Here is an 18627-nt window from a genome sequence, read left to right as displayed (position 1 = left end):
TGCGTCAGACCCGTTATCTGTTTATAATCAAAGCAATTTTAAAGGATTCGAAGGTGGTTGTATGCTGGATCGTGAAGGCTTTCGCCCGAACGTCGGCATCATCCTCTTGAACGCTCACAACGAGGTGTTTTGGGGCAAGCGGCTCCGTGAACATTCCTGGCAGTTTCCGCAAGGGGGCATCAAGTATGGTGAGACCCCTGTGCAGGCGATGTATCGGGAGTTGCACGAAGAGACCGGCCTGCTTCCGGAGCACGTCAAGGTTATCGGTCGCACGCGCGACTGGTTGCGTTACGAGGTGCCTGACAAGTTCATCAAGCGTGAGGTCCGCGGCCATTACCGCGGCCAGAAGCAGATCTGGTTCTTGCTCCGGATGGTTGGACGCGATTGCGACATATGTCTGCGCGCGACCGACCACCCTGAGTTCGATGCCTGGCGCTGGAACGAGTACTGGGTGCCGCTCGACTGTGTGATCGAGTTCAAGCGGGATGTGTATCAGCTGGCGTTAACGGAATTGTCCCGCTTCCTGCGGCGGCCTGCGCCGCGCACGGAACGGCCCGGTGGACATCATCACGGGCAGCGCTATCCGCGGATGGCGTCGTCGGTGAATGCGCCGCCTGGCGCGTCGATGGCGTCTGCGACGGTGACGACCGTCACCGCGACAATTGCAGTCGAGACAACGCTGCGTGCGACAATCGGGTCGGACTGTTCGTCGACGGAAGACCCGGCCGTTCAGGCTCCGGGACTGCGCGACTGACGCAAAGCGGCTGTCCACGCCGCATCTGCCGGTGCGGCGTGAGACACGCTGCACCGGCGTTTCGAGGAAATCACATTGAAAGTATCTGCTTTCGCCGTGGCGTGCATCGCCGCGGGCGTTCTGCTGGCTGGCTGTTCGAGCACCAAGAGTTCGACCAATGCGTCCAATACGTCCGCATCCGACGGACCCAAGAGCGACTTTCAGTATCTGTTCGACCGGCCGTCGACGTGGACCGAAAAGAAAGTCGATACGCTCCCTCCCATGCCGCAGCCGGCGAATCTGCTGCCGTTCTCGGTATCGCAGAATACGCCGCTCCAGTTCGCAGTCGATGCTAAATCGCTGACCGTCGATAGCGACGGCGTGGTGCGCTACACGGTGGTGATCACGAGCCCGAGCGGCGCGCGTAACGTGAATTACGAAGGCATTCGCTGCGAAGACTACTCGTGGAAGCTATATGCGGGTCTCAACGCCGACCACGACGGCTGGGACCGCACAGTCGAAAACGAATGGACGCGCATCGAGAACGGCGATCTGAACGCGTATCACGCTGCGCTCTATCAGGATTACTTCTGCACAAGCAAGTTGCCCGTCGGCAAGGCGGATGTGATCGTGAACAACCTCAAATACAGGCGCGCGAACAGCACGCTAATTCGCGGCGGCGGCGGCGGTGGCTGAACCGAAACGTCGCGCGATGCAGGCGCAACAAGAAAGCCGCCCCATCATTCGATGGGACGGCTTTTTGATTTTTGGAAGTCGTCTTCAGACGAGCACCAGGTTGTCCCGGTGGATCAGCTCAGGTTCGAGCATGTAACCCAACACCGATTCGATCTCGCCGCTCGGACGACGTTGGATCAGCTTCGTCTCCGCGCTGCTGTAGTTGGTCAGCCCGCGTGCGACCTCGCGCCCCGACGCATTCAGACACGCGATCACCTCGCCGCGCGCAAATGCGCCCTGCACGCCGACCACACCGATCGGCAGCAGACTCTTGCCCCCTGCCGTGAGCTTTTCGACGGCGCCGTCGTCGATCACCACATGCCCGCGCACCTGCAGGTGATCCGCCATCCACTGCTTGCGTGCGGCCATGCGTGCTGTGCGCGCGATCAGTTGCGTGCCGATCGCCTCGCCCGATGCCAGCCGCGCCAGCACGTCCGCCTCCCGGCCGCTCGCGATCACCGTGTTCGCTCCGCTATGCGCCGCACGCTTCGCCGCGAGAATTTTCGTCAGCATGCCGCCGCGACCGATGCTCGAGCCAGCGCCGCCCGCCATTGCCTCGAGTTCGGGCGTGCCGGCGTCGGCCTGCTGGACGAGCGTCGCGGCGGGATCCTTGCGCGGATCGGCGGTGAAGAGACCTTGCTGGTCCGTCAGGATGATCAGCGCATCGCCTTCGATCAGGTTCGCGACCAGCGCACCCAGCGTATCGTTGTCGCCGAACTTGATTTCGTCGGTGACGACGGTGTCGTTCTCGTTGATGATCGGTACCACGCCGAGGCGAAGCAGCGTCAGCAGCGTGGACCGCGCGTTCAGATAGCGTTCGCGATCGGCCAGATCGGCGTGCGTGAGCAGAATCTGCGCGGTACGGATGGAATGCTCGGCGAAGCGGCTCTCATAGACCTGTGCAAGTCCCATCTGCCCGACGGCTGCGGCCGCCTGCAACTCGTCGATTTCACGCGGGCGCTTCGTCCAGCCAAGACGCTGCATACCTTCGGCAATGGCGCCCGAACTGACGAGCACGACTTCTTTGCCCTGCTCGCGCAGTGCGGCAATCTGCGCGGCCCAGCGGCCAATTGCCGTGTGATCGAGTCCACGCCCGTCATTCGTGACCAGGCTGGAACCGACTTTCACGACCAATCGCCTCGAATCTGCGATAACGGAACGCATTGTGCGCGGTCTCCAAGATGATTCGTCAGGCCGGCGCATGCTGGGAGTGCGCCGGCATCCAGGTTACAGCTCCTGCTTACTCCTGCGGCCCGACAGGGGCGCTCGCGTCACCGCCTTGCTGCTGCTCGCGGAAACGCACGTCAGCGGCGAGGTCTTCGGCTTCCGCCGCGCGCTGCGCATCCGAATGCTCTGCAAGGTGGTCGTATACCGCGTAGCAGAGGTTCTCGCAGCCCTGGCCGGTGAGCGCCGAAATCTCGAAGACCGGGCCGTCCCATTCGAAGTCCTTCAGGAACGCAGCCACGCGCGCCTCGCGCTCTTCTTCGGGCACCATGTCGAGCTTGTTCAGCACGAGCCAGCGCGGCTTGTTGAACAGCAGCTCGTCGTACTTGCGCAGTTCGTTGACAATCGCCTTCGCTTCCGCGACGGGATTGACGGACTCGTCGAACGGAGCGAGATCGACGATATGCAGCAGCAGGCCCGTGCGCTGCAAATGACGCAGAAACTGGTGACCGAGGCCCGCGCCTTCCGCCGCCCCTTCGATCAGCCCCGGAATGTCGGCGATCACGAAGCTGCGGCTTGGCCCGACGCGCACCACACCGAGATTCGGTGCGAGCGTCGTGAACGGATAGTCGGCGATCTTCGGCTTCGCGTTCGACACCGACGAGATGAACGTCGACTTGCCAGCGTTCGGCATGCCGAGCAAACCGACGTCCGCGAGCACTTTAAGCTCGAGGCGCACCATGCGGCGCTCGCCCGGCTTGCCGTCCGTCTTCTGGCGCGGCGCGCGATTCGTACTGGATTTGAAGTGCAGATTGCCGAGACCGCCTGCCCCGCCCTGCGCGACGCGCACGGTCTGATTGTGCTCGGTGAGGTCGGCGATCAGCTCGCCCGTGTCCATGTCCGTGATGATCGTGCCGACAGGCATGCGCAGCGTGATGTCATCGCCGCCCTTGCCATAGCAGTCCGAGCCACGACCGTTTTCGCCGTTGCGAGCCTGATGCTTTTTTGAGTAGCGGTAATCGATCAGCGTATTGATATTGCGGTCTGCGACTGCGTAGACACTGCCGCCGCGGCCGCCGTCGCCGCCGTCCGGACCGCCGAACGGGACGAATTTCTCGCGGCGCATCGACGCGCTGCCATCTCCTCCGTCGCCGGCGATGACTTCGATCCTCGCTTCGTCAATGAACTTCATGCGTTACTCCGTCCCGTGTGTATTGCTATTTTGCCGCGCGCAACGCGCGCGCACCATTGGCCGACAGGCCAGATTGACGTTGATTCTTGTCCAGTCGCGACAACGTCTCGCCGCGACGTTGCAGGTTCGGCGAATGCGTCGCCGCGAATGAAACCCGCAAACAAAAAGGCCCCGCAAACTTCGCGGGGCCTTTTTCCGGTCCTGAAGCCCGTGCCTGATTATTCTCAGACAGCCGGGACGACGTTGACCATGTGCTTCTTGTCGGCGCCCTTCGTCGTGAACTTGACGTGGCCGTCCGTCAGCGCGAACAAGGTGTGATCCTTGCCGATGCCGACGTTTTCGCCCGGGTGCATACGCGTGCCGCGTTGACGCACGATGATGCCGCCCGCCAGGATTGCCTGACCGCCATACACTTTCACGCCGAGACGCTTCGACTCGGAGTCGCGGCCGTTCCGGGAAGAGCCGCCTGCCTTTTTGTGTGCCATGTGATTACTCCTTGCCCGATGCGCTTACGCGTTGATGGCGTCGATGCGCAGTTCGGTGTAGTTCTGGCGGTGGCCGCCATGCTTTTGGTAGTGCTTCCGGCGACGCATCTTGAAGATAGTCACTTTCTTGTGACGACCTTGGGACACGACGGTAGCCTTGACGGAAGCCCCACTGACCAGCGGCGTACCGAACTTAATCGATTCGCCTTCGCCCACTGCGAGAACCTGGTCGAGCGTGATTTCAGCGTCAATGTCTGCCGGTATCTGTTCTACTTTAAGTTTTTCGCCGACAGCAACTTTGTACTGCTTGCCGCCGGTTTTTATGACCGCGTACATTGAAAACCTCACTCTAAATTCATTTTCCCGACGCACCACGCGCGGAAACCTTCGATTATACATAGAGTTAGCTTCGCGGTCAAAAACAGTTGACAACGACCGCACGGGGCCGTCCCGCACGCAACAAAGCCTGTGCAACCATGCCGAAACAGGCCAAAACTGCCATGAACAATTGGTGTACGGCGCGGAAATACCGCAGTTCGCCTTATAATTCGCGGCACTACCCGAATTCGCCACCATGTCGTCAACCGCCACCCCAACCCCCAACGCAGCCAATCTGCTCGCTCCGATCACCGAAGACATGCAGCAGGTGAATCGCGTCATCCGGCACCGTCTGGCGTCCGAGGTGATGCTGATCAACCAGATCTCCGAGTACATCATCAGTGCCGGAGGCAAGAGGCTGCGGCCCGCGCTGCTTCTGCTCGTAGCGGGCGCGCTCGGCGACAGGACGGGGCATCGGCACGAGCTGGCGGCCGTCGTCGAGTTCATCCATACGGCCACGCTGCTGCACGACGACGTCGTCGACGAATCCGATCTGCGGCGCGGCCGTCAGACGGCGAATGCGCTGTTCGGGAACGCGGCCAGTGTGCTGGTCGGCGACTTTCTGTACTCGCGCTCGTTCCAGATGATGGTCGGCGTGGGCAAGATGCGCGTGATGGAGATTCTTTCGGAAGCGACCAACATCATTTCCGAAGGCGAGGTGCTGCAACTGCTCAACATGCATGACGCCGACGTCGACGAAGCGCGTTACATGCAGGTCATCCGCTACAAAACGGCCAAGCTGTTCGAAGCGGCCGCCCAACTGGGCGCGGTGCTGTCGGGCGCCGACGCAACCACGGAAGCGGCAGCGGCAGAATTCGGCCGCCGTATCGGAACGGCCTTCCAGATCATGGACGACTGGCTCGACTACACGGGCACGCCGGAATCGATGGGCAAGAACGCCGGCGACGATCTGCGCGAAGGCAAGCCGACGTTGCCGCTCATCTATCTGATCGAGCGCGGCACGCCTGAGCAGTCGGCGCTCGCACGCGAGGCCATCGAGCAAGGCGGCACGGACCGTTTCGATGAGATTTTCGAGGCGATTACACGTTCTGGCGCCCTTGACCACACGCTCGAATGCGCAAAGCAGGAAGCGCAGGCAGCGGCAGCGGCAATTTCTTCGTTTCCCAGTTCCATTTACAAAGAAAGCCTGCTAGAATTATGTTCTTACTCGACGACGAGACAGTCTTAAACGAGACTGAATCACCGGATTAGTCCGAGTCGAGTGACAGCAGTACCAAATCGGGGTGTAGCTTAGCCTGGTAGAGCGCTACGTTCGGGACGTAGAGGCCGGAGGTTCGAATCCTCTCACCCCGACCAGATTTTGAAAAAACCGCGCATTGCGCGGTTTTTTTTCGCCTGTCTTTCCGGAAATCCGCCATTGCGTACCGCCCGGCGTTGAACACCCGCGCAAGATCAAGCTGTCCGTCCGCCTACTGAGGGCTCCCAGACCCTCTGCTATATTCTCCCAATCCCTCCCCTTCTCTTATTCACGTCGCGTGGAACAACTTCCCTTATGGGCGCAAATAGGCGCCGTCGTCCTGCTTCTCATTTGCTCCAGCTTCTTTTCCATTACCGAGACGGCGATGATGGCGATCAACCGTCATCGGCTGAAACATCTCGCGACCAAGGGCGCGCTCGGCGCAAAAACGACCCAGGGCCTGCTCGCGCGTACCGATGAGCTGCTGAGCGCCGTCCTGATCGGCAACAACCTGTTCAACACGATCATCCCGGTGCTGACTACGTCGATCGCCCTGCACACGTTCGGCAGCAATAACGTCGTGCTGTCGATCGCCACGGGTATCGTCGCCTTCCTGATCATCGTGTTCGCCGAAATCACGCCGAAGATCGTCGGCGCGACGTTTCCGGAAAAGATCGCGCTGCCCGCCAGCCTGCTGATCGCGCCGCTGATGCGCGTGTCGAAGCCTCTCATCTGGTTCGTCAACCTGTTCGCGAACAGCATCCTGCGCGTGCTGCACATCAACACGAAAGGCGCACACGACCAGCGGCTGTCGACGGAGGAACTGCGCACCATCGTGCTCGAATCCGGCAGCTTCATGCCGACCAAACACCGCAGCATTCTGCTGAACCTGTTCGACCTCGAGAACATCACCGTCGACGACGTCATGATCCCGCGTCGCCGTATCGAAGCGCTCGACTTCGATGCGCCCTTCGAGCAGATCCTGCATCAGCTCGAAACCTGCTATCACAACAAGCTGGTCGTCTATCAGGGCGATTTCGACCGCGTGCTCGGCGTCCTTCACGTGCGCAAGACACTGTCCGCGCTGCACAACCAGGAACTGGAGCGCGAGACGCTGCGCGAACTGCTCGCCGAACCGTACTTCGTGCCGACGGGCACGCCCGTCTTCCAGCAGCTTCAATTCTTCCAGGAAAGCCGCCATCGCACGGCGCTCGTCGTCGACGAATACGGCGAACTGCAAGGACTCGTGACGCCCGAGGACATCATCGAGGAACTGATCGGCGAGTTCACGACATCCGTGCCGCGTAGCGCGAGTTCGCGCGGCGGCTGGAACGAAAACGGCGAGTGTATCGTCGCGGGCAGCATGCCGCTGCGCGAACTCAACCGCTGGCTGCAACTGAAATTGCCGACGGATGGCCCGAAGACATTGAACGGATTGATCCTGGAAATTCTCGAAGAAATTCCTGAGGGAGATGTCTGCGTGAAGATCGCAGACGTCAAGCTGGAGGTAATGCGCAGCGACGACCAGGCGATCAGAACCGTCAAGATCTTTCGCCCCGGTCCGCCGCCGGGTTCGAAGATCAAACGACTTGTCGGCCGCTGACATCACACCTGGCCATTCGGCCGAATAGCGACCGCGCACGCGCTCCCGGATGATGAAGCCGTCATGTTCTACAGGCGGCTCGCTGCCGGTTTTCGATGCGCACTCCTTCCCACACCGCAACGTCCACGCCCAACGCCACGGCGCACAGGCCGGCGCTGCAACCTGTCACGACCGACGCCGACAGCCCACCCGCCGTTCGCCTGCTCGCCGACACGCTGCAGGAGGCCGCGCGCCGCAACGCATCCGATCTGCACATCGAGCCGATGGAGCGCGGCTGGCGCATGCGTCTGCGCGTCGACGGCGTGCTGCATGAACTGGCGCGGCCGCCCGCTCATTTGCGCGACGCCTTCATCACACGCGTAAAAGTGCTCGCGCGCATGGATATCGCGGAGCGGCGCGTACCGCAGGACGGCCGTTTGCGTCTGCCCGTGACGGCAGGCCGCGTCGAAGACTATCGGGTGAACTCGCTGCCGACGCTGTTCGGCGAAAAGCTCGTGCTGCGAAGGCTCGAAGCGCTGCCCGCGGATCTTTCACTCGATTCGCTCGGACTCGCCCCCGGGCAGCGCGACATCGTGGAGGGGCAGATCCGTTCGCCGCACGGGCTCGTACTGGTCACAGGTCCGACGGGCAGCGGCAAAACGATGTCGCTGTACTGCTTCCTGCAACTCCTGAACTCCGGGTCACGCAATCTGTGTTCGGTCGAAGATCCCGCCGAGATCCAGCTCGCGGGCATCAATCAGGTCAGCGTGCGCGAGAAGGCGGGGCTGACATTCGCCGTCGCGCTGCGCGCGTTTCTGCGCCAGGATCCCGACGTCATCATGGTCGGCGAAATCCGCGACGAAGAGACGGCAGACGTGGCCGTCAAAGCGGCTCAAACCGGCCACCTGGTGCTATCGACGCTGCATACGAACGACGCGCCCGCCGCCATCGCACGCCTGATCGACATAGGCGTCGAGCCGTACAACCTCGCTGCAGCGCTGCGTCTCGTCACTGCGCAGCGGCTCGTTCGGCGCCTATGCCCGGCATGCAAACAACACGCGCCGGAAACGCGCGCGTCGTTGCGCTCGGCCGGCGTACCCGACGATCAGGTCGCGCAGTGGCGTCCGTACGTTCCTCTCGGATGCAAAGCCTGTCATGGGATCGGCTTTCTAGGACGCGTCGGCATCCATCAGGTGATGCCGATCTCGGACGCGATGCGCGAACTCATCGTCGCGCGCGCCGGCACGCACGAACTCGCGCGACGTGCGCAAGCCGAACGCGTACAGACTTTGCGCGAAGCCGCGCTCGCCCGCGCATTCGACGGCACGACAAGCCTCGCGGAAGCATTGAGTGCGACGGAGGTTGCATGACCGATACGGCGATCAGGGAACAGCGCTTCGAGTGGCGCGCGTTCGACGCGCAGGGCGTGCGACGGCGCGGAACCGTGATCGCGCCGGATCTTTCGACGGCGCGCGCAACGTTGAAACAGGACGCGCTCTATGCCGTCGAATGGAGCGCGCGCGGCCCGGCGCCCCAACCGGCAGCACGCGCCGCCGACATCACGCAGTTCACCCGTCAGCTGTCTAGTCTGCTGCGCGCAGGGTTGCCGCTCGCGTCGTCGCTCGAACTCCTCGCGCAGGCGTCGAAAGACAGCACGCGAGCCAAAGGCATGCCGCGCATCGTGAACGCGCTCGCCCGCGACATCACGGTGGGCCTCGGCTTCTCGTCGGCCCTCGCCCGTCATCCCGCGCAGTTCAACGCGCTGTATTGCCAGCTAGTCGAAGTAGGTGAAGCATCCGGCGCGCTGCCCGCCGTGCTTGCAAGGCTCGCCGACGACCGCGAACGCGCCGCAGCCCAGCGCGCGAAAGTACGCGCTGCGCTGACCTATCCCGTCGCGATTCTCCTGCTCGCGCTCGCAATCACAACCGCGCTGCTCGTGTGGGTCGTGCCGACGTTCAAGCAGATTTTCGACGGCTTCGGCGCAAAGCTGCCCGCGCCGACCCAGCTCGTTCTGGCGATGTCGGCTGCCGCCGGCCGCTGGAGCGTACCCTTCGCGTCGATCGCCTGCGCCATCGTGTTCACGATGCGTCATGTGTTACGACGCTCGGAAGCGGCTCGTTTGCGCTTCGCGCGAACGACGTTGCGGCTGCCGTTCGCCGGTCCGCTGCTCGCCACGCTATGCGCTGCGCGCTGGAGCCGTGCGCTCGGCACGCTGCTGTCGGCGGGCACGCCGCTCGCCGACGCATTCGATTCGCTCACGCACGCAACGGGCAATGCGTGGTTCGATCGCGCGACTGTCGCGATCTCAGCGGAGCTTCGACGCGGTGTTCGGCTCGCGCCCGCTATGCGGGAAGCGCGATGCTTTCCCGAAGCGATCGTGCAGCCCGTCGCCGTCGCCGAAGAATCGGGCACGCTGGACACGATGTTGCTCGACGTGGCGTCGCTGAGCGATCGTCAGGTAGACGAAAAGATCTCGGGGCTCGCCAGCCTGTGCGAACCGCTCGTGATCGTCGTGCTCGGCGGACTGGTCGGCGGTCTGGTCGTCGCGATGTATCTTCCCATCATCCAACTCGGCAACGTGGTGTAGTAGCATCGCAGCCGAATCCACACAATCGATCATGCCGATCCCGCTCACGTCCGTATCAGAACCTTCCCTCACCGGCCCGCTTGCCCGTTTCGCGGACAGCCTCGGCACGGCCTTCGGCACGTTGCCGGCGGGCGCGCAGATCGCGTTCGTCATCGTCTTCGGTCTCGTGATCGGCAGCTTTCTGAACGTCGTCGTGCATCGACTGCCCATCATGCTCGAACGCGCGTGGCGCACTGAAGTCAGTGAAGCAACGGGCCACGCGTTCGACGAAGACGGGTTGCCCGAACGCTACAATCTCTGGCTGCCGCGCAGCGCCTGCCCTCATTGTGGCCACGTGCTGCGTGCATGGGAAAACCTCCCCGTAATCAGCTATCTGCTGTTGCGCGGCCGATGCTCACAGTGCCAGGCGCGCGTGAGCTTCCGCTATCCGCTGATCGAGCTGTCCAGCGCGGCGCTGGCGCTGGGCGCACTCGTCGCGTTTGGCGCAACGGGCACGGCGCTCGCGGCATTCGGCTTGTGCGCGACGCTGCTCGCAATGAGCGCGATCGATATCGATACACATCTGCTGCCGGACTCGATGACCTTGCCGTTGTTGTGGGCTGGTCTCATCGTCAATTTCAATACGGTATTCGCGAGCCTGCACGATGCTGTGATCGGTGCGATCGCGGGTTATCTCGCGCTATGGTGCGTACACTGGCTGTTCAAGATCGTGCGCGGTATCGAAGGCATGGGTTACGGCGATTTCAAGCTGCTGGCCGCGCTCGGTGCGTGGCTTGGCTGGGCTGCGCTGCCGCAGATCATTCTGATTGCCGCCGTGACGGGGGCTGTCGTGGGTCTCGTCGCAACGTGGATCGGACGCATGCGGTTCGAAGAGCCGCTGCCGTTCGGCCCGTTTCTCGCGGCGGGCGGCGCGGTGACGCTCTTTCTCGGTACGCCGCTCTACATGGCTTTGGGAGGCTGACGCATGTTTGCTGTGGGATTGACGGGCGGCATCGGCAGCGGCAAGTCCACTGTCGCCGATCTGTTTGCGAAGCGCGGCGTGACGCTCGTCGATACCGACGTGATCGCGCATCGCGTCACTGCGCCGAACGGTCCTGCGATGCCCGCTATCGCCGCGGAGTTCGGCTCATCGTTCGTTGCCGCAGACGGCTCGCTCGACCGCGCCCGCATGCGTGCGCTCGTGTTCAGCGACGAAACCGCTCGCAAACGGCTCGAGGCGATCACGCATCCGTTGATCCGCGCGGAGACCGAGCGCCAGCGTCAGCAGGCATCAGGCCCTTACGTGATGGTCGTGGTGCCGCTGCTCGTCGAGTCGGGTAGCTGGAAAGCGCGCGTGAACCGCGTGCTCGCCATCGATTGCAGCGTCGAGACGCAAATCGAACGCGTGATGCGGCGCAATGCATTCACGCGCGAACAGGTGCTCGCGATCATCGCGCGTCAGGCCACGCGCGAAGCCCGCCTCGCAGCCGCCGACGACGTCATCATTAACGACGCCCGTTCGCTCGAACAACTCGACGTTGATGTCGATCAGTTGCATCGCACGTATGTTTCGCTCGCTGGCGTGTAGGCCGCGAGCGATTCTGCTCGACGTCTGTAATGTGCGCGCATGTTGTCGGGATCGGCGCCTCGACGCAACGAATGCGCGCAAAGCAGTGCAAAAATTGACAGAAGCTCGCTGAAAAAGTGTGTGATTGCGGGGGTAGTCTCACGGCATTAGAATGTCCTGCAATTCCGTCACCGACCACGCCCGAGGCGAGCCCGCTTGATTCTTTACGAGTATCCCTTCAATGAGCGAATCCGGACGCTGCTGCGCCTCGAAGATCTGTTCGAGCGCTTCACGTTCTTTCTGACTCAGGAAGATGCCAGGGAACATCACGTCGCGCTGACTACGCTGTTCGAAATCTCCGAAGTCGCGGGCCGCGCGGATCTGAAGTCCGATCTGATGAAGGAACTGGAGCGGCAGCGTCAAACGCTCGCTCCGTTTCGCGGCAATCCGGGCATCGAGCAGAATGCGCTCGAAGCTGTGCTCGGCGAAATCGAACAGACGCTCGCCGGACTGACGCAAATGCAAGGCAAGACTGGCCAGCATCTTGCGGACAACGAGTGGCTGGCGAGCATCCGCAGCCGGGCCATCATTCCTGGCGGCACCTGCAAATTCGATCTTCCGTCGTACTACGCGTGGCAGCAGACGCATCCGGACCAGCGTCGCCAGGACATCGCCAAGTGGATCATGCCGCTTCTGCCGTTGCGCGATGCGGCCGCGATCGTGCTGCGGCTCGCGCGCGAATCGGGGCAGGCTTCGAAGGTGATGGCGATGCAGGGCAGTTATCAGCAGATGCTGTCGGGGCGCACGTATCAGCTGATGCAGGTACGCGTGGTACCGGAATTGCGCGTCATTCCGGAAGCGAGCGCCAACAAGTACATGCTGTGGGTGCGCTTCACGGTACAGGACGGCGATCTGCGTCCGCGTGCCGTCGATGTCGACGTGCCGTTCCAGTTGACGCTTTGCAGTCTTTAATCTGACGCAGACAACCGCACTTACGTGCTCTTATTGTTTGCGATTGAACGTCTGATCGAATGGCCACTGTAGTCAAATGCCCGAGCTGCGGAAAGGATGTCCGCTGGACTCCCGAGAACCGCTTCCGTCCGTTCTGTTCCGAGCGCTGCAAGCAGATCGATCTCGGCGCGTGGGCTGCCGAAAAGTACAAGATCGGCGGCACCGATGAGGAACCGCCGACCGACGAGACCCCCGGCGAACACCGTTCGCACTGAACGTCGAGCGCCGCGGATCGGCCCTCGACGTAGCGGCGCGTCATGCCCGTCACGTCATGCCCATCAATTCATTCCGCCGCCAGCCACTCCAACACGGGGATCGTCGCTGGCAATAGCGGCGAAACCTGAGCGGGCAGCGTCTGCCACGCGAATGCCTGACCTTCGCGTCCGTGCGGCTCGCCGTCCCACGCGGTGACCTTGCAGAAATAAAGACGCACGTACGCGTGCGGATAGTCGTGCTCGAGCACGTGCCAGCGGTGGCTCGCCTGCACGTCGATACCAAGCTCTTCATGCAATTCGCGCGCGAGCGCCGCTTCGACGGATTCGCCCGGCTCCAGCTTGCCGCCCGGAAACTCCCAGTAGCCTTCGTACGGCTTTCCGGCGGGCCGCTGTGCGAGCAGATAGCGGCCATCGGGTTGAACGAGCACGCCGACGGCCACCTCCGTCACAGGACGACCCGCTTCGTTCACCTCGCCCGCGTTCTGCACGCCGTTTTGCGCTGCGTCGTTCATGCTTGCGCCCGCTTGCCCGACCAGTCGCGCGCGAACTGCCACGCGACGCGCCCCGAGCGCGAACCGCGCTCCAGCGCCCAGATCAGCGCGTCGCCGCGCGCCGCCTCGACGTCGGTGTCATTGCAGCCAAAGTGATGCAGCCAGTGCGCGACGATCGACAGATAGTCGTCCTGTTTGAACGGATAGAAGCTGACCCACAGGCCGAAGCGCTCGGACAGCGAGATCTTCTCTTCGACCACTTCGCCCGGATGAATTTCGCCGTCGGACGTGTGCTTGTACGTCTCGTTATCGCTCATGTACTCCGGCAGCAGATGGCGGCGGTTGGACGTCGCGTAGATCAGCACGTTGTCCGATTGCGCAGCGACCGAGCCGTCGAGCGCCACCTTCAGCGCCTTGTAGCCCGACTCGCCTTCTTCGAACGACAGGTCGTCGCAGAAAACGATGAAGCGTTCGGGACGCATCGAGATCAGATCGACGATATCGCCCAGATCGTGCAGATCGTCCTTGTCGACTTCGATCAGACGCAGACCGTCCTTCGAGTAAGCGTTGAGACAGGCCTTGATCAGCGACGACTTGCCCGTACCGCGCGCGCCCGTCAGCAGCACGTTGTTGGCCGGCTGCTTCTTCACGAACTGCTTCGTGTTCTGCTCGATGAGGTTCTTCTGGCGATCGATGTTCTGCAGATCGTCGAGCGAAATGGTCGAGATGGCGGGCACCGGCTGCAGATAGCCGCGCCCCTGGCGCTTGCGCCAACGGAACGCGACGGCCGCCGCCCAGTCGATCTCGGGCGAGGCAGGTGGAAGCATCGCTTCGAGCCGCACCAGCACGGCTTCGGCGCGGGTCAGGAATTGTTCGAGTTTATCCATGTGGCTGTTGGAACAGATCGGGAGCGGATCGGAATCGAATCAGGAACGGTAATCGGCGTTGATGCTGACGTAGTCGTGCGACAGATCGCACGTCCAGATGGTCGCCTGCGCATTGCCACGGCCGAGCACCACACGAATCAGGATTTCCGCCTTCTTCATGACGCGCTGTCCGTCTTCTTCCTTATATTCGGGATTGCGTCCGCCCGCCTTCGCCACGAGCACGTCGTCCAGATACAGGTCGATCTTGCCGACGTCCAGATCGGTCACGCCCGCATAGCCGATCGCGGCCAGAATGCGGCCCAGATTCGGGTCCGATGCGTAGAACGCCGTCTTCACGAGCGGCGAATGGCCGATCGCATACGCGATCTGGCGGCATTCGGCGACGCTCGATCCGCCGTCCACCTGCACCGTCATGAACTTCGTCGCGCCTTCGCCGTCGCGCACGATCAGTTGCGCAAGCTGTTGCGCCGTTTCCGTTACGGCGTCGCGCAGCGCGGCGTACGCGGGCGAATCGGTCGACGTGATCGCGGGCAGGCTCGACTTGCCCGACGCGATGAGAATGAACGAGTCGTTCGTCGACGTGTCGCCGTCGATCGTGATGCAGTTGAACGAGCGGTCGGCCACGTGCTTCACCAGTTCATCGAGCACGGGTTGCGCGACATTCGCGTCGAACGCGAGGAAGCCCAGCATCGTCGCCATGTTCGGCTTGATCATGCCGGCGCCCTTGCTGATGCCCGTCATCGTGACCGTATGGCCGTCGATCCGCACCTGGCGGGACACGGCCTTCGGCAGCGTGTCGGTGGTCATGATGGCCTGCGCCGCGTCATACCAGTGCGCCGCCTGGCGGTTCGCCAGCGCGGCGGGCAACCCGGCCTTCAGACGGTCGACAGGCAGCGGCTCCAGAATCACGCCCGTCGAGAACGGCAGCACCTGTTCGGGCGCAATGCCGGCGAGCCGCGCGAGTTCGTCGCAGGTCTCGCGAGCGTGCTTCATGCCCGGCTCGCCCGTGCCTGCATTCGCGTTGCCCGTGTTCACGACGAGCGCGCGGATGCCCTTGCCGCCCGTACGCACGCGCTCGAGATGCTCGCGGCACACCGTCACGGGCGCGGCGCAGAAACGGTTCGACGTGAACACGCCCGCCACTGTCGCGCCTTCGTCGACGGAAATGACGAGTACGTCCTTGCGGTTCGGCTTGCGGATGTTCGCCTCGGCCCAGCCTAGCGTGACGCCGGCGACGGGATGGAGTTGAGCGGGATCGATCGAGGGGAAATTGACAGCCATGTTTGCGACCTGTCGAGAACGAAATGCCGGCGAGCGCCGGCATCGAGGATCAAGGTTGATGGCGCCGGATGGAACCGCGCCACCGCGAAATCACCAGCAATGCACGCTCCAAACGACGCGGCGCGCATGATGCGCGCCGCCTTCGTGTGTCACGCGATCTTGCCGTGGCACTGCTTGTACTTCTTGCCGCTGCCGCATGGGCAAGGATCGTTGCGGCCGACCTTCGGCACGCTGTCGCCCGACAGCGGCGCTGCCGCGCTGCCGCCGTGAGCCATCGCGTCGCCGATCATGGCAGCCGCTGCATTCGCGGCGACGGGCGCCGCCGCGACGGCCGCGCCACCTTCCGAGTAATCGGCGTGACGGAACTCGACGTTCTCCAGATGGCTGCCTTGCTCTTCCATCTCCTCGGCCGCCTGTTCCAGCTGTTCCGGCGACTGGATCTGCACGTTCATCACGATACGCGTGACTTCGAGCTTCACTGAGTCGAGCATCGCGGCGAAAAGTTCGAATGCCTCGCGCTTGTATTCCTGCTTCGGGTTCTTCTGCGCGTAGCCGCGCAGATGGATACCCTGACGCAGGTGATCGAGCGCGGCGAGGTGTTCGCGCCAGCTGCGATCGAGCGTCTGCAGCATGACCGAGCGCTCGAACGCGCTGAACGATTCGCGGCCGACCTGCTCGACCTTCGATTCGTAGGCCTCGTCCGCGGCGGCGGTCACGGCTTCGAGAATTTCGTCTGCGTCGATCTGCTGCGACTCGTTGATCATCTCCTGGATGGCGAGATCGAGCTGCCAGTCGTTGCGCAGCGCTTCTTCGAGCTCAGGCACGTCCCACTGCTCCTCGATGCTGCCCGCCGGCACAAACTGACGGACGACGTCCGTAATCACGCCGTGACGCATCGCACCGATCGTTTCGGTGATGTCGTGCGCCTCGAGCAGTTCGTTGCGCTGCTGGTAGATCACCTTGCGCTGATCGTTCGACACGTCGTCGTATTCGAGCAGCTGCTTGCGGATGTCGAAGTTGCGTGCTTCGACCTTGCGCTGCGCCGATTCGATCGAACGCGTGACGATGCCTGCCTCGATCGCCTCGCCTTCCGGCATCTTCAGACGGTCCATTATGGCGCGCACGCGGTCGCCCGCGAAAATGCGCAGCAGCGGATCTTCCAGCGACAGATAGAAACGCGACGAACCCGGATCGCCCTGACGGCCAGCGCGGCCGCGCAGCTGGTTGTCGATACGACGCGATTCGTGACGCTCGGTGCCGATGATGTGCAGACCGCCTGCGGCCTTCACCTGATCGTGCAGCGCCTGCCATTCGTCGTGCAGCTTCTGAATGCGCGGCGCTTTTTCGTCTTCGGGGATCGACAGGTCGGCTTCGATGAATGCGGCCTGCTTTTCGGCATTGCCGCCCAGCACGATGTCGGTACCGCGGCCAGCCATGTTGGTCGCGATCGTGATGCGCTTCGGACGGCCCGCTTCCGCAACGATGGCCGCTTCGCGCGCGTGCTGCTTCGCGTTCAGCACTTCGTGCGGCAACCCCGCCTTGTGCAGCAGTTGCGACAGCAGTTCGGAGTTTTCGATCGACGTCGTGCCGACCAGCACGGGCTGACCGCGGTCGTAGCATTCGCGGATATCGCGAATCACCGCGTTGTAGCGCTCCAGCGCCGTCTTGTAGATCTGATCCTGCTTGTCGATCCGCTTCGGCGGGCGGTTGGTCGGAATCACGACCGTTTCGAGGCCGTAGATTTCGTTGAATTCGTACGCTTCGGTGTCGGCCGTACCCGTCATGCCCGACAGCTTCGCGTACATGCGGAAGTAGTTCTGGAACGTGATCGAAGCGAGCGTCTGATTCTCGCTCTGGATCTTCACGTGTTCCTTCGCTTCGACGGCCTGATGCAGACCGTCGGACCAGCGGCGGCCCGCCATCAGACGGCCCGTGAATTCGTCGACGATCACCACTTCGCCGTTCTGCACGACGTAATGCTGGTCCTTGTAGAACAGCGTGTGCGCGCGCAGCGCGGCGTACACGTGGTGCATCAGCGTAATGTTCTGCGGCGCGTAAAGGCTTTCGCCCTCGCCGATCAGGCCCCACTCGGCGAGCAGGCGCTCGGCCTTCTCGTGGCCCGATTCCGTCAGAAACACCTGGCGCGCCTTTTCGTCCAGCGTATAGTCGCCCGGCTTCTCGACGCCCGTGCCGTCAGCCTTCTCTTCGCCGATCTGGCGATCGAGCAGCGGCGGCAGCGCGTTCATGCGCACGTAGAGTTCGGTGTGATCTTCAGCCTGGCCGGAGATGATCAGCGGCGTCCGCGCTTCGTCGATCAGGATCGAGTCCACTTCGTCGACGACCGCGAAGTTCAGCGCGCGCTGCACGCGCGCGTCGGTCTCGTAGACCATGTTGTCGCGCAGGTAGTCGAAGCCGAACTCGTTGTTCGTGCCGTAGGTGATATCCGCGGCGTAGGCTTCCTGCTTGAGGCCGTGATCCATCTGCGACAGGTTGATACCGACCGACAGCCCGAGGAAGTTGTACAGACGCGCCATCCACTCGGCGTCGCGCTGCGCGAGGTAGTCGTTCACCGTCACGACGTGCACGCCGCGGCCCGACAGCGCATTCAGATACACGGGCAGCGTCGCGACAAGCGTCTTGCCCTCCCCCGTGCGCATTTCTGCGATCTTGCCGTAGTGCAGGACCATGCCGCCGATCAGCTGCACGTCGAAGTGCCGCATCTTCAGCACGCGCTTGCTCGCCTCGCGGCAGACCGCGAACGCCTCGGGCAGCAGCTTGTCGAGCGACTCGCCGCTACTCACGCGTTGCCGGAACTCCACGGTTTTCGCGCGCAGTTGATCATCCGTCAATTGCTCGATCTGCGGTTCGAGCGCATTGATCGCCAAGACGGTCTTTTGATATTGCTTGACGAGCCGCTGGTTGCGGCTGCCAAAAATCTTTTGTAGAAAACCGGTGGTCATCGGATCGTGGTTGCGTCGCGGTTTCGGTCAGGTTGCAAGGCCGGTTTTTACACCTCTTTACCTTGTTGCAACCCTTGGCCGAAGAAGCCTCGGCGGCTTAGGTCCAAGAGTAAATTCGAATCACGGATTTTAGCACGCGCCCCCGCGTACGCCTGTGTCAGCGGCAAGATGGTTGGCCATCC

Annotated in this window: 18 protein-coding genes and 1 tRNA gene; 11 read left to right on the top strand and 8 right to left on the bottom strand. The window is 62.7% G+C overall.

From position 1 onward, the window contains the following. The first annotated feature begins 61 nt into the window (after positions 1-61). Together FRZ40_RS13740 and FRZ40_RS13735 are read left to right on the top strand one after the other, a co-directional pair. Positions 62-754, top strand: coding sequence for an RNA pyrophosphohydrolase (locus tag FRZ40_RS13740; RefSeq protein WP_028371766.1), 693 nt, complete (start codon positions 62-64; stop codon positions 752-754). Between the two features lie 75 nt (positions 755-829). Then, a complete protein-coding gene (locus tag FRZ40_RS13735) occupies positions 830-1429 on the top strand; it encodes a CNP1-like family protein (RefSeq protein WP_035545243.1) in 600 nt (199 codons plus the stop codon). 84 nt (positions 1430-1513) lie between these two features. Here FRZ40_RS13735 and proB read toward each other — a convergent pair whose 3' ends face one another. From proB to rplU, 4 genes are all read right to left on the bottom strand, one after another. Beyond that, complete coding sequence (proB, locus tag FRZ40_RS13730; protein ID WP_028371764.1) at positions 1514-2632, bottom strand: glutamate 5-kinase; 1119 nt, start codon at positions 2630-2632, stop codon at positions 1514-1516. A 76-nt stretch (positions 2633-2708) separates the two neighbouring features. Further along, positions 2709-3824 (bottom strand): Obg family GTPase CgtA, encoded by a 1116-nt coding sequence (gene cgtA, locus FRZ40_RS13725; RefSeq protein ID WP_028371763.1) that lies wholly within the window; start codon positions 3822-3824, stop codon positions 2709-2711. A gap of 224 nt (positions 3825-4048) precedes the next feature. After that, entirely contained in the window at positions 4049-4309 is a 261-nt protein-coding gene (gene rpmA / locus FRZ40_RS13720) for a 50S ribosomal protein L27 (RefSeq protein ID WP_028371762.1), read from the bottom strand. Positions 4310-4333: 24 nt separating this feature from the next. Further along, positions 4334-4645 carry a 50S ribosomal protein L21 gene (rplU, locus tag FRZ40_RS13715; RefSeq protein ID WP_007747161.1) on the bottom strand — a complete coding sequence of 104 codons (312 nt, stop codon included), beginning with the start codon at positions 4643-4645 and terminating at the stop codon, positions 4334-4336. A gap of 238 nt (positions 4646-4883) precedes the next feature. Here rplU and FRZ40_RS13710 point away from each other — a divergent pair, with 238 nt between their 5' ends. The 9 genes from FRZ40_RS13710 (at position 4884) to FRZ40_RS13670 (ending at position 12826) form a co-directional block, all read left to right on the top strand. Further along, positions 4884-5876: a polyprenyl synthetase family protein gene (locus FRZ40_RS13710; RefSeq protein ID WP_147234391.1), complete on the top strand. Its 993-nt coding sequence runs from the start codon at positions 4884-4886 to the stop codon at positions 5874-5876. A gap of 51 nt (positions 5877-5927) precedes the next feature. Further along, positions 5928-6004: transfer RNA gene (locus FRZ40_RS13705), tRNA-Pro, on the top strand. Positions 6005-6183: 179 nt separating this feature from the next. Next, the gene (locus FRZ40_RS13700) at positions 6184-7488 is read left to right on the top strand and encodes an HlyC/CorC family transporter (RefSeq protein ID WP_028371760.1); all 1305 of its coding nucleotides are present in this window, start codon (positions 6184-6186) and stop codon (positions 7486-7488) included. A 95-nt stretch (positions 7489-7583) separates the two neighbouring features. Next, positions 7584-8837, top strand: a complete 1254-nt coding sequence (locus FRZ40_RS13695) for a GspE/PulE family protein (RefSeq protein WP_147234390.1) — start codon at positions 7584-7586, stop codon at positions 8835-8837. Further along, a complete protein-coding gene (locus FRZ40_RS13690) occupies positions 8834-10054 on the top strand; it encodes a type II secretion system F family protein (protein ID WP_147234389.1) in 1221 nt (406 codons plus the stop codon). The genes FRZ40_RS13695 and FRZ40_RS13690 overlap by 4 nt, the downstream gene beginning before the upstream one ends. Positions 10055-10085: 31 nt before the next feature. After that, on the top strand, positions 10086-11015 hold the full coding sequence (locus FRZ40_RS13685; RefSeq protein ID WP_147234388.1) for a prepilin peptidase: 930 nt from the start codon (positions 10086-10088) through the stop codon (positions 11013-11015). Positions 11016-11018: 3 nt separating this feature from the next. Beyond that, complete coding sequence (gene coaE / locus FRZ40_RS13680) at positions 11019-11621, top strand: dephospho-CoA kinase (RefSeq protein WP_147234387.1); 603 nt, start codon at positions 11019-11021, stop codon at positions 11619-11621. Positions 11622-11816: 195 nt separating this feature from the next. Then, positions 11817-12572 (top strand): cell division protein ZapD, encoded by a 756-nt coding sequence (gene zapD, locus FRZ40_RS13675; RefSeq protein ID WP_147234386.1) that lies wholly within the window; start codon positions 11817-11819, stop codon positions 12570-12572. A gap of 59 nt (positions 12573-12631) precedes the next feature. After that, a complete protein-coding gene (locus tag FRZ40_RS13670) occupies positions 12632-12826 on the top strand; it encodes a DNA gyrase inhibitor YacG (protein ID WP_028371754.1) in 195 nt (64 codons plus the stop codon). A gap of 68 nt (positions 12827-12894) precedes the next feature. Here FRZ40_RS13670 and FRZ40_RS13665 read toward each other — a convergent pair whose 3' ends face one another. The 4 genes from FRZ40_RS13665 to secA all read right to left on the bottom strand — a co-directional run bounded on the left by FRZ40_RS13665 (position 12895) and on the right by secA (position 18445). Then, positions 12895-13338, bottom strand: a complete 444-nt coding sequence (locus FRZ40_RS13665; protein ID WP_028371753.1) for an NUDIX domain-containing protein — start codon at positions 13336-13338, stop codon at positions 12895-12897. Then, positions 13335-14204 carry an ATP-binding protein gene (locus FRZ40_RS13660; protein ID WP_028371752.1) on the bottom strand — a complete coding sequence of 290 codons (870 nt, stop codon included), beginning with the start codon at positions 14202-14204 and terminating at the stop codon, positions 13335-13337. The genes FRZ40_RS13665 and FRZ40_RS13660 overlap by 4 nt, the downstream gene beginning before the upstream one ends. 39 nt (positions 14205-14243) lie before the next feature. After that, positions 14244-15485 carry a bifunctional glutamate N-acetyltransferase/amino-acid acetyltransferase ArgJ gene (argJ, locus tag FRZ40_RS13655; RefSeq protein ID WP_147234385.1) on the bottom strand — a complete coding sequence of 414 codons (1242 nt, stop codon included), beginning with the start codon at positions 15483-15485 and terminating at the stop codon, positions 14244-14246. A 149-nt stretch (positions 15486-15634) separates the two neighbouring features. After that, on the bottom strand, positions 15635-18445 hold the full coding sequence (gene secA, locus FRZ40_RS13650) for a preprotein translocase subunit SecA (RefSeq protein WP_147234384.1): 2811 nt from the start codon (positions 18443-18445) through the stop codon (positions 15635-15637). Between the last annotated feature and the right edge of the window lie 182 nt (positions 18446-18627).

Source organism: Paraburkholderia azotifigens (assembly GCF_007995085.1).
Taxonomy (GTDB): Bacteria; Pseudomonadota; Gammaproteobacteria; order Burkholderiales; family Burkholderiaceae; genus Paraburkholderia; species Paraburkholderia azotifigens.
Note: the sequence above shows the minus strand (reverse complement) of the source record. Positions and strands in the feature narration are given on the sequence as shown.

What these genes read in the sequence shown, in the direction of transcription:
- FRZ40_RS13740 (WP_028371766.1), top strand. Translation starts at nt 62, where the DNA reads ATGCTGGATCGTGAAGGCTTTCGCCCGAACGTCGGCATCATCCTCTTG.
- proB (WP_028371764.1), bottom strand. Translation starts at nt 2,632, where the DNA reads ATGCGTTCCGTTATCGCAGATTCGAGGCGATTGGTCGTGAAAGTCGGT.
- cgtA (WP_028371763.1), bottom strand. Translation starts at nt 3,824, where the DNA reads ATGAAGTTCATTGACGAAGCGAGGATCGAAGTCATCGCCGGCGACGGA.
- rpmA (WP_028371762.1), bottom strand. Translation starts at nt 4,309, where the DNA reads ATGGCACACAAAAAGGCAGGCGGCTCTTCCCGGAACGGCCGCGACTCC.
- rplU (WP_007747161.1), bottom strand. Translation starts at nt 4,645, where the DNA reads ATGTACGCGGTCATAAAAACCGGCGGCAAGCAGTACAAAGTTGCTGTC.
- FRZ40_RS13710 (WP_147234391.1), top strand. Translation starts at nt 4,884, where the DNA reads ATGTCGTCAACCGCCACCCCAACCCCCAACGCAGCCAATCTGCTCGCT.
- FRZ40_RS13695 (WP_147234390.1), top strand. Translation starts at nt 7,584, where the DNA reads ATGCGCACTCCTTCCCACACCGCAACGTCCACGCCCAACGCCACGGCG.
- FRZ40_RS13690 (WP_147234389.1), top strand. Translation starts at nt 8,834, where the DNA reads ATGACCGATACGGCGATCAGGGAACAGCGCTTCGAGTGGCGCGCGTTC.
- FRZ40_RS13685 (WP_147234388.1), top strand. Translation starts at nt 10,086, where the DNA reads ATGCCGATCCCGCTCACGTCCGTATCAGAACCTTCCCTCACCGGCCCG.
- coaE (WP_147234387.1), top strand. Translation starts at nt 11,019, where the DNA reads ATGTTTGCTGTGGGATTGACGGGCGGCATCGGCAGCGGCAAGTCCACT.
- FRZ40_RS13670 (WP_028371754.1), top strand. Translation starts at nt 12,632, where the DNA reads ATGGCCACTGTAGTCAAATGCCCGAGCTGCGGAAAGGATGTCCGCTGG.
- FRZ40_RS13665 (WP_028371753.1), bottom strand. Translation starts at nt 13,338, where the DNA reads ATGAACGACGCAGCGCAAAACGGCGTGCAGAACGCGGGCGAGGTGAAC.
- FRZ40_RS13660 (WP_028371752.1), bottom strand. Translation starts at nt 14,204, where the DNA reads ATGGATAAACTCGAACAATTCCTGACCCGCGCCGAAGCCGTGCTGGTG.
- argJ (WP_147234385.1), bottom strand. Translation starts at nt 15,485, where the DNA reads ATGGCTGTCAATTTCCCCTCGATCGATCCCGCTCAACTCCATCCCGTC.
- secA (WP_147234384.1), bottom strand. Translation starts at nt 18,445, where the DNA reads ATGACCACCGGTTTTCTACAAAAGATTTTTGGCAGCCGCAACCAGCGG.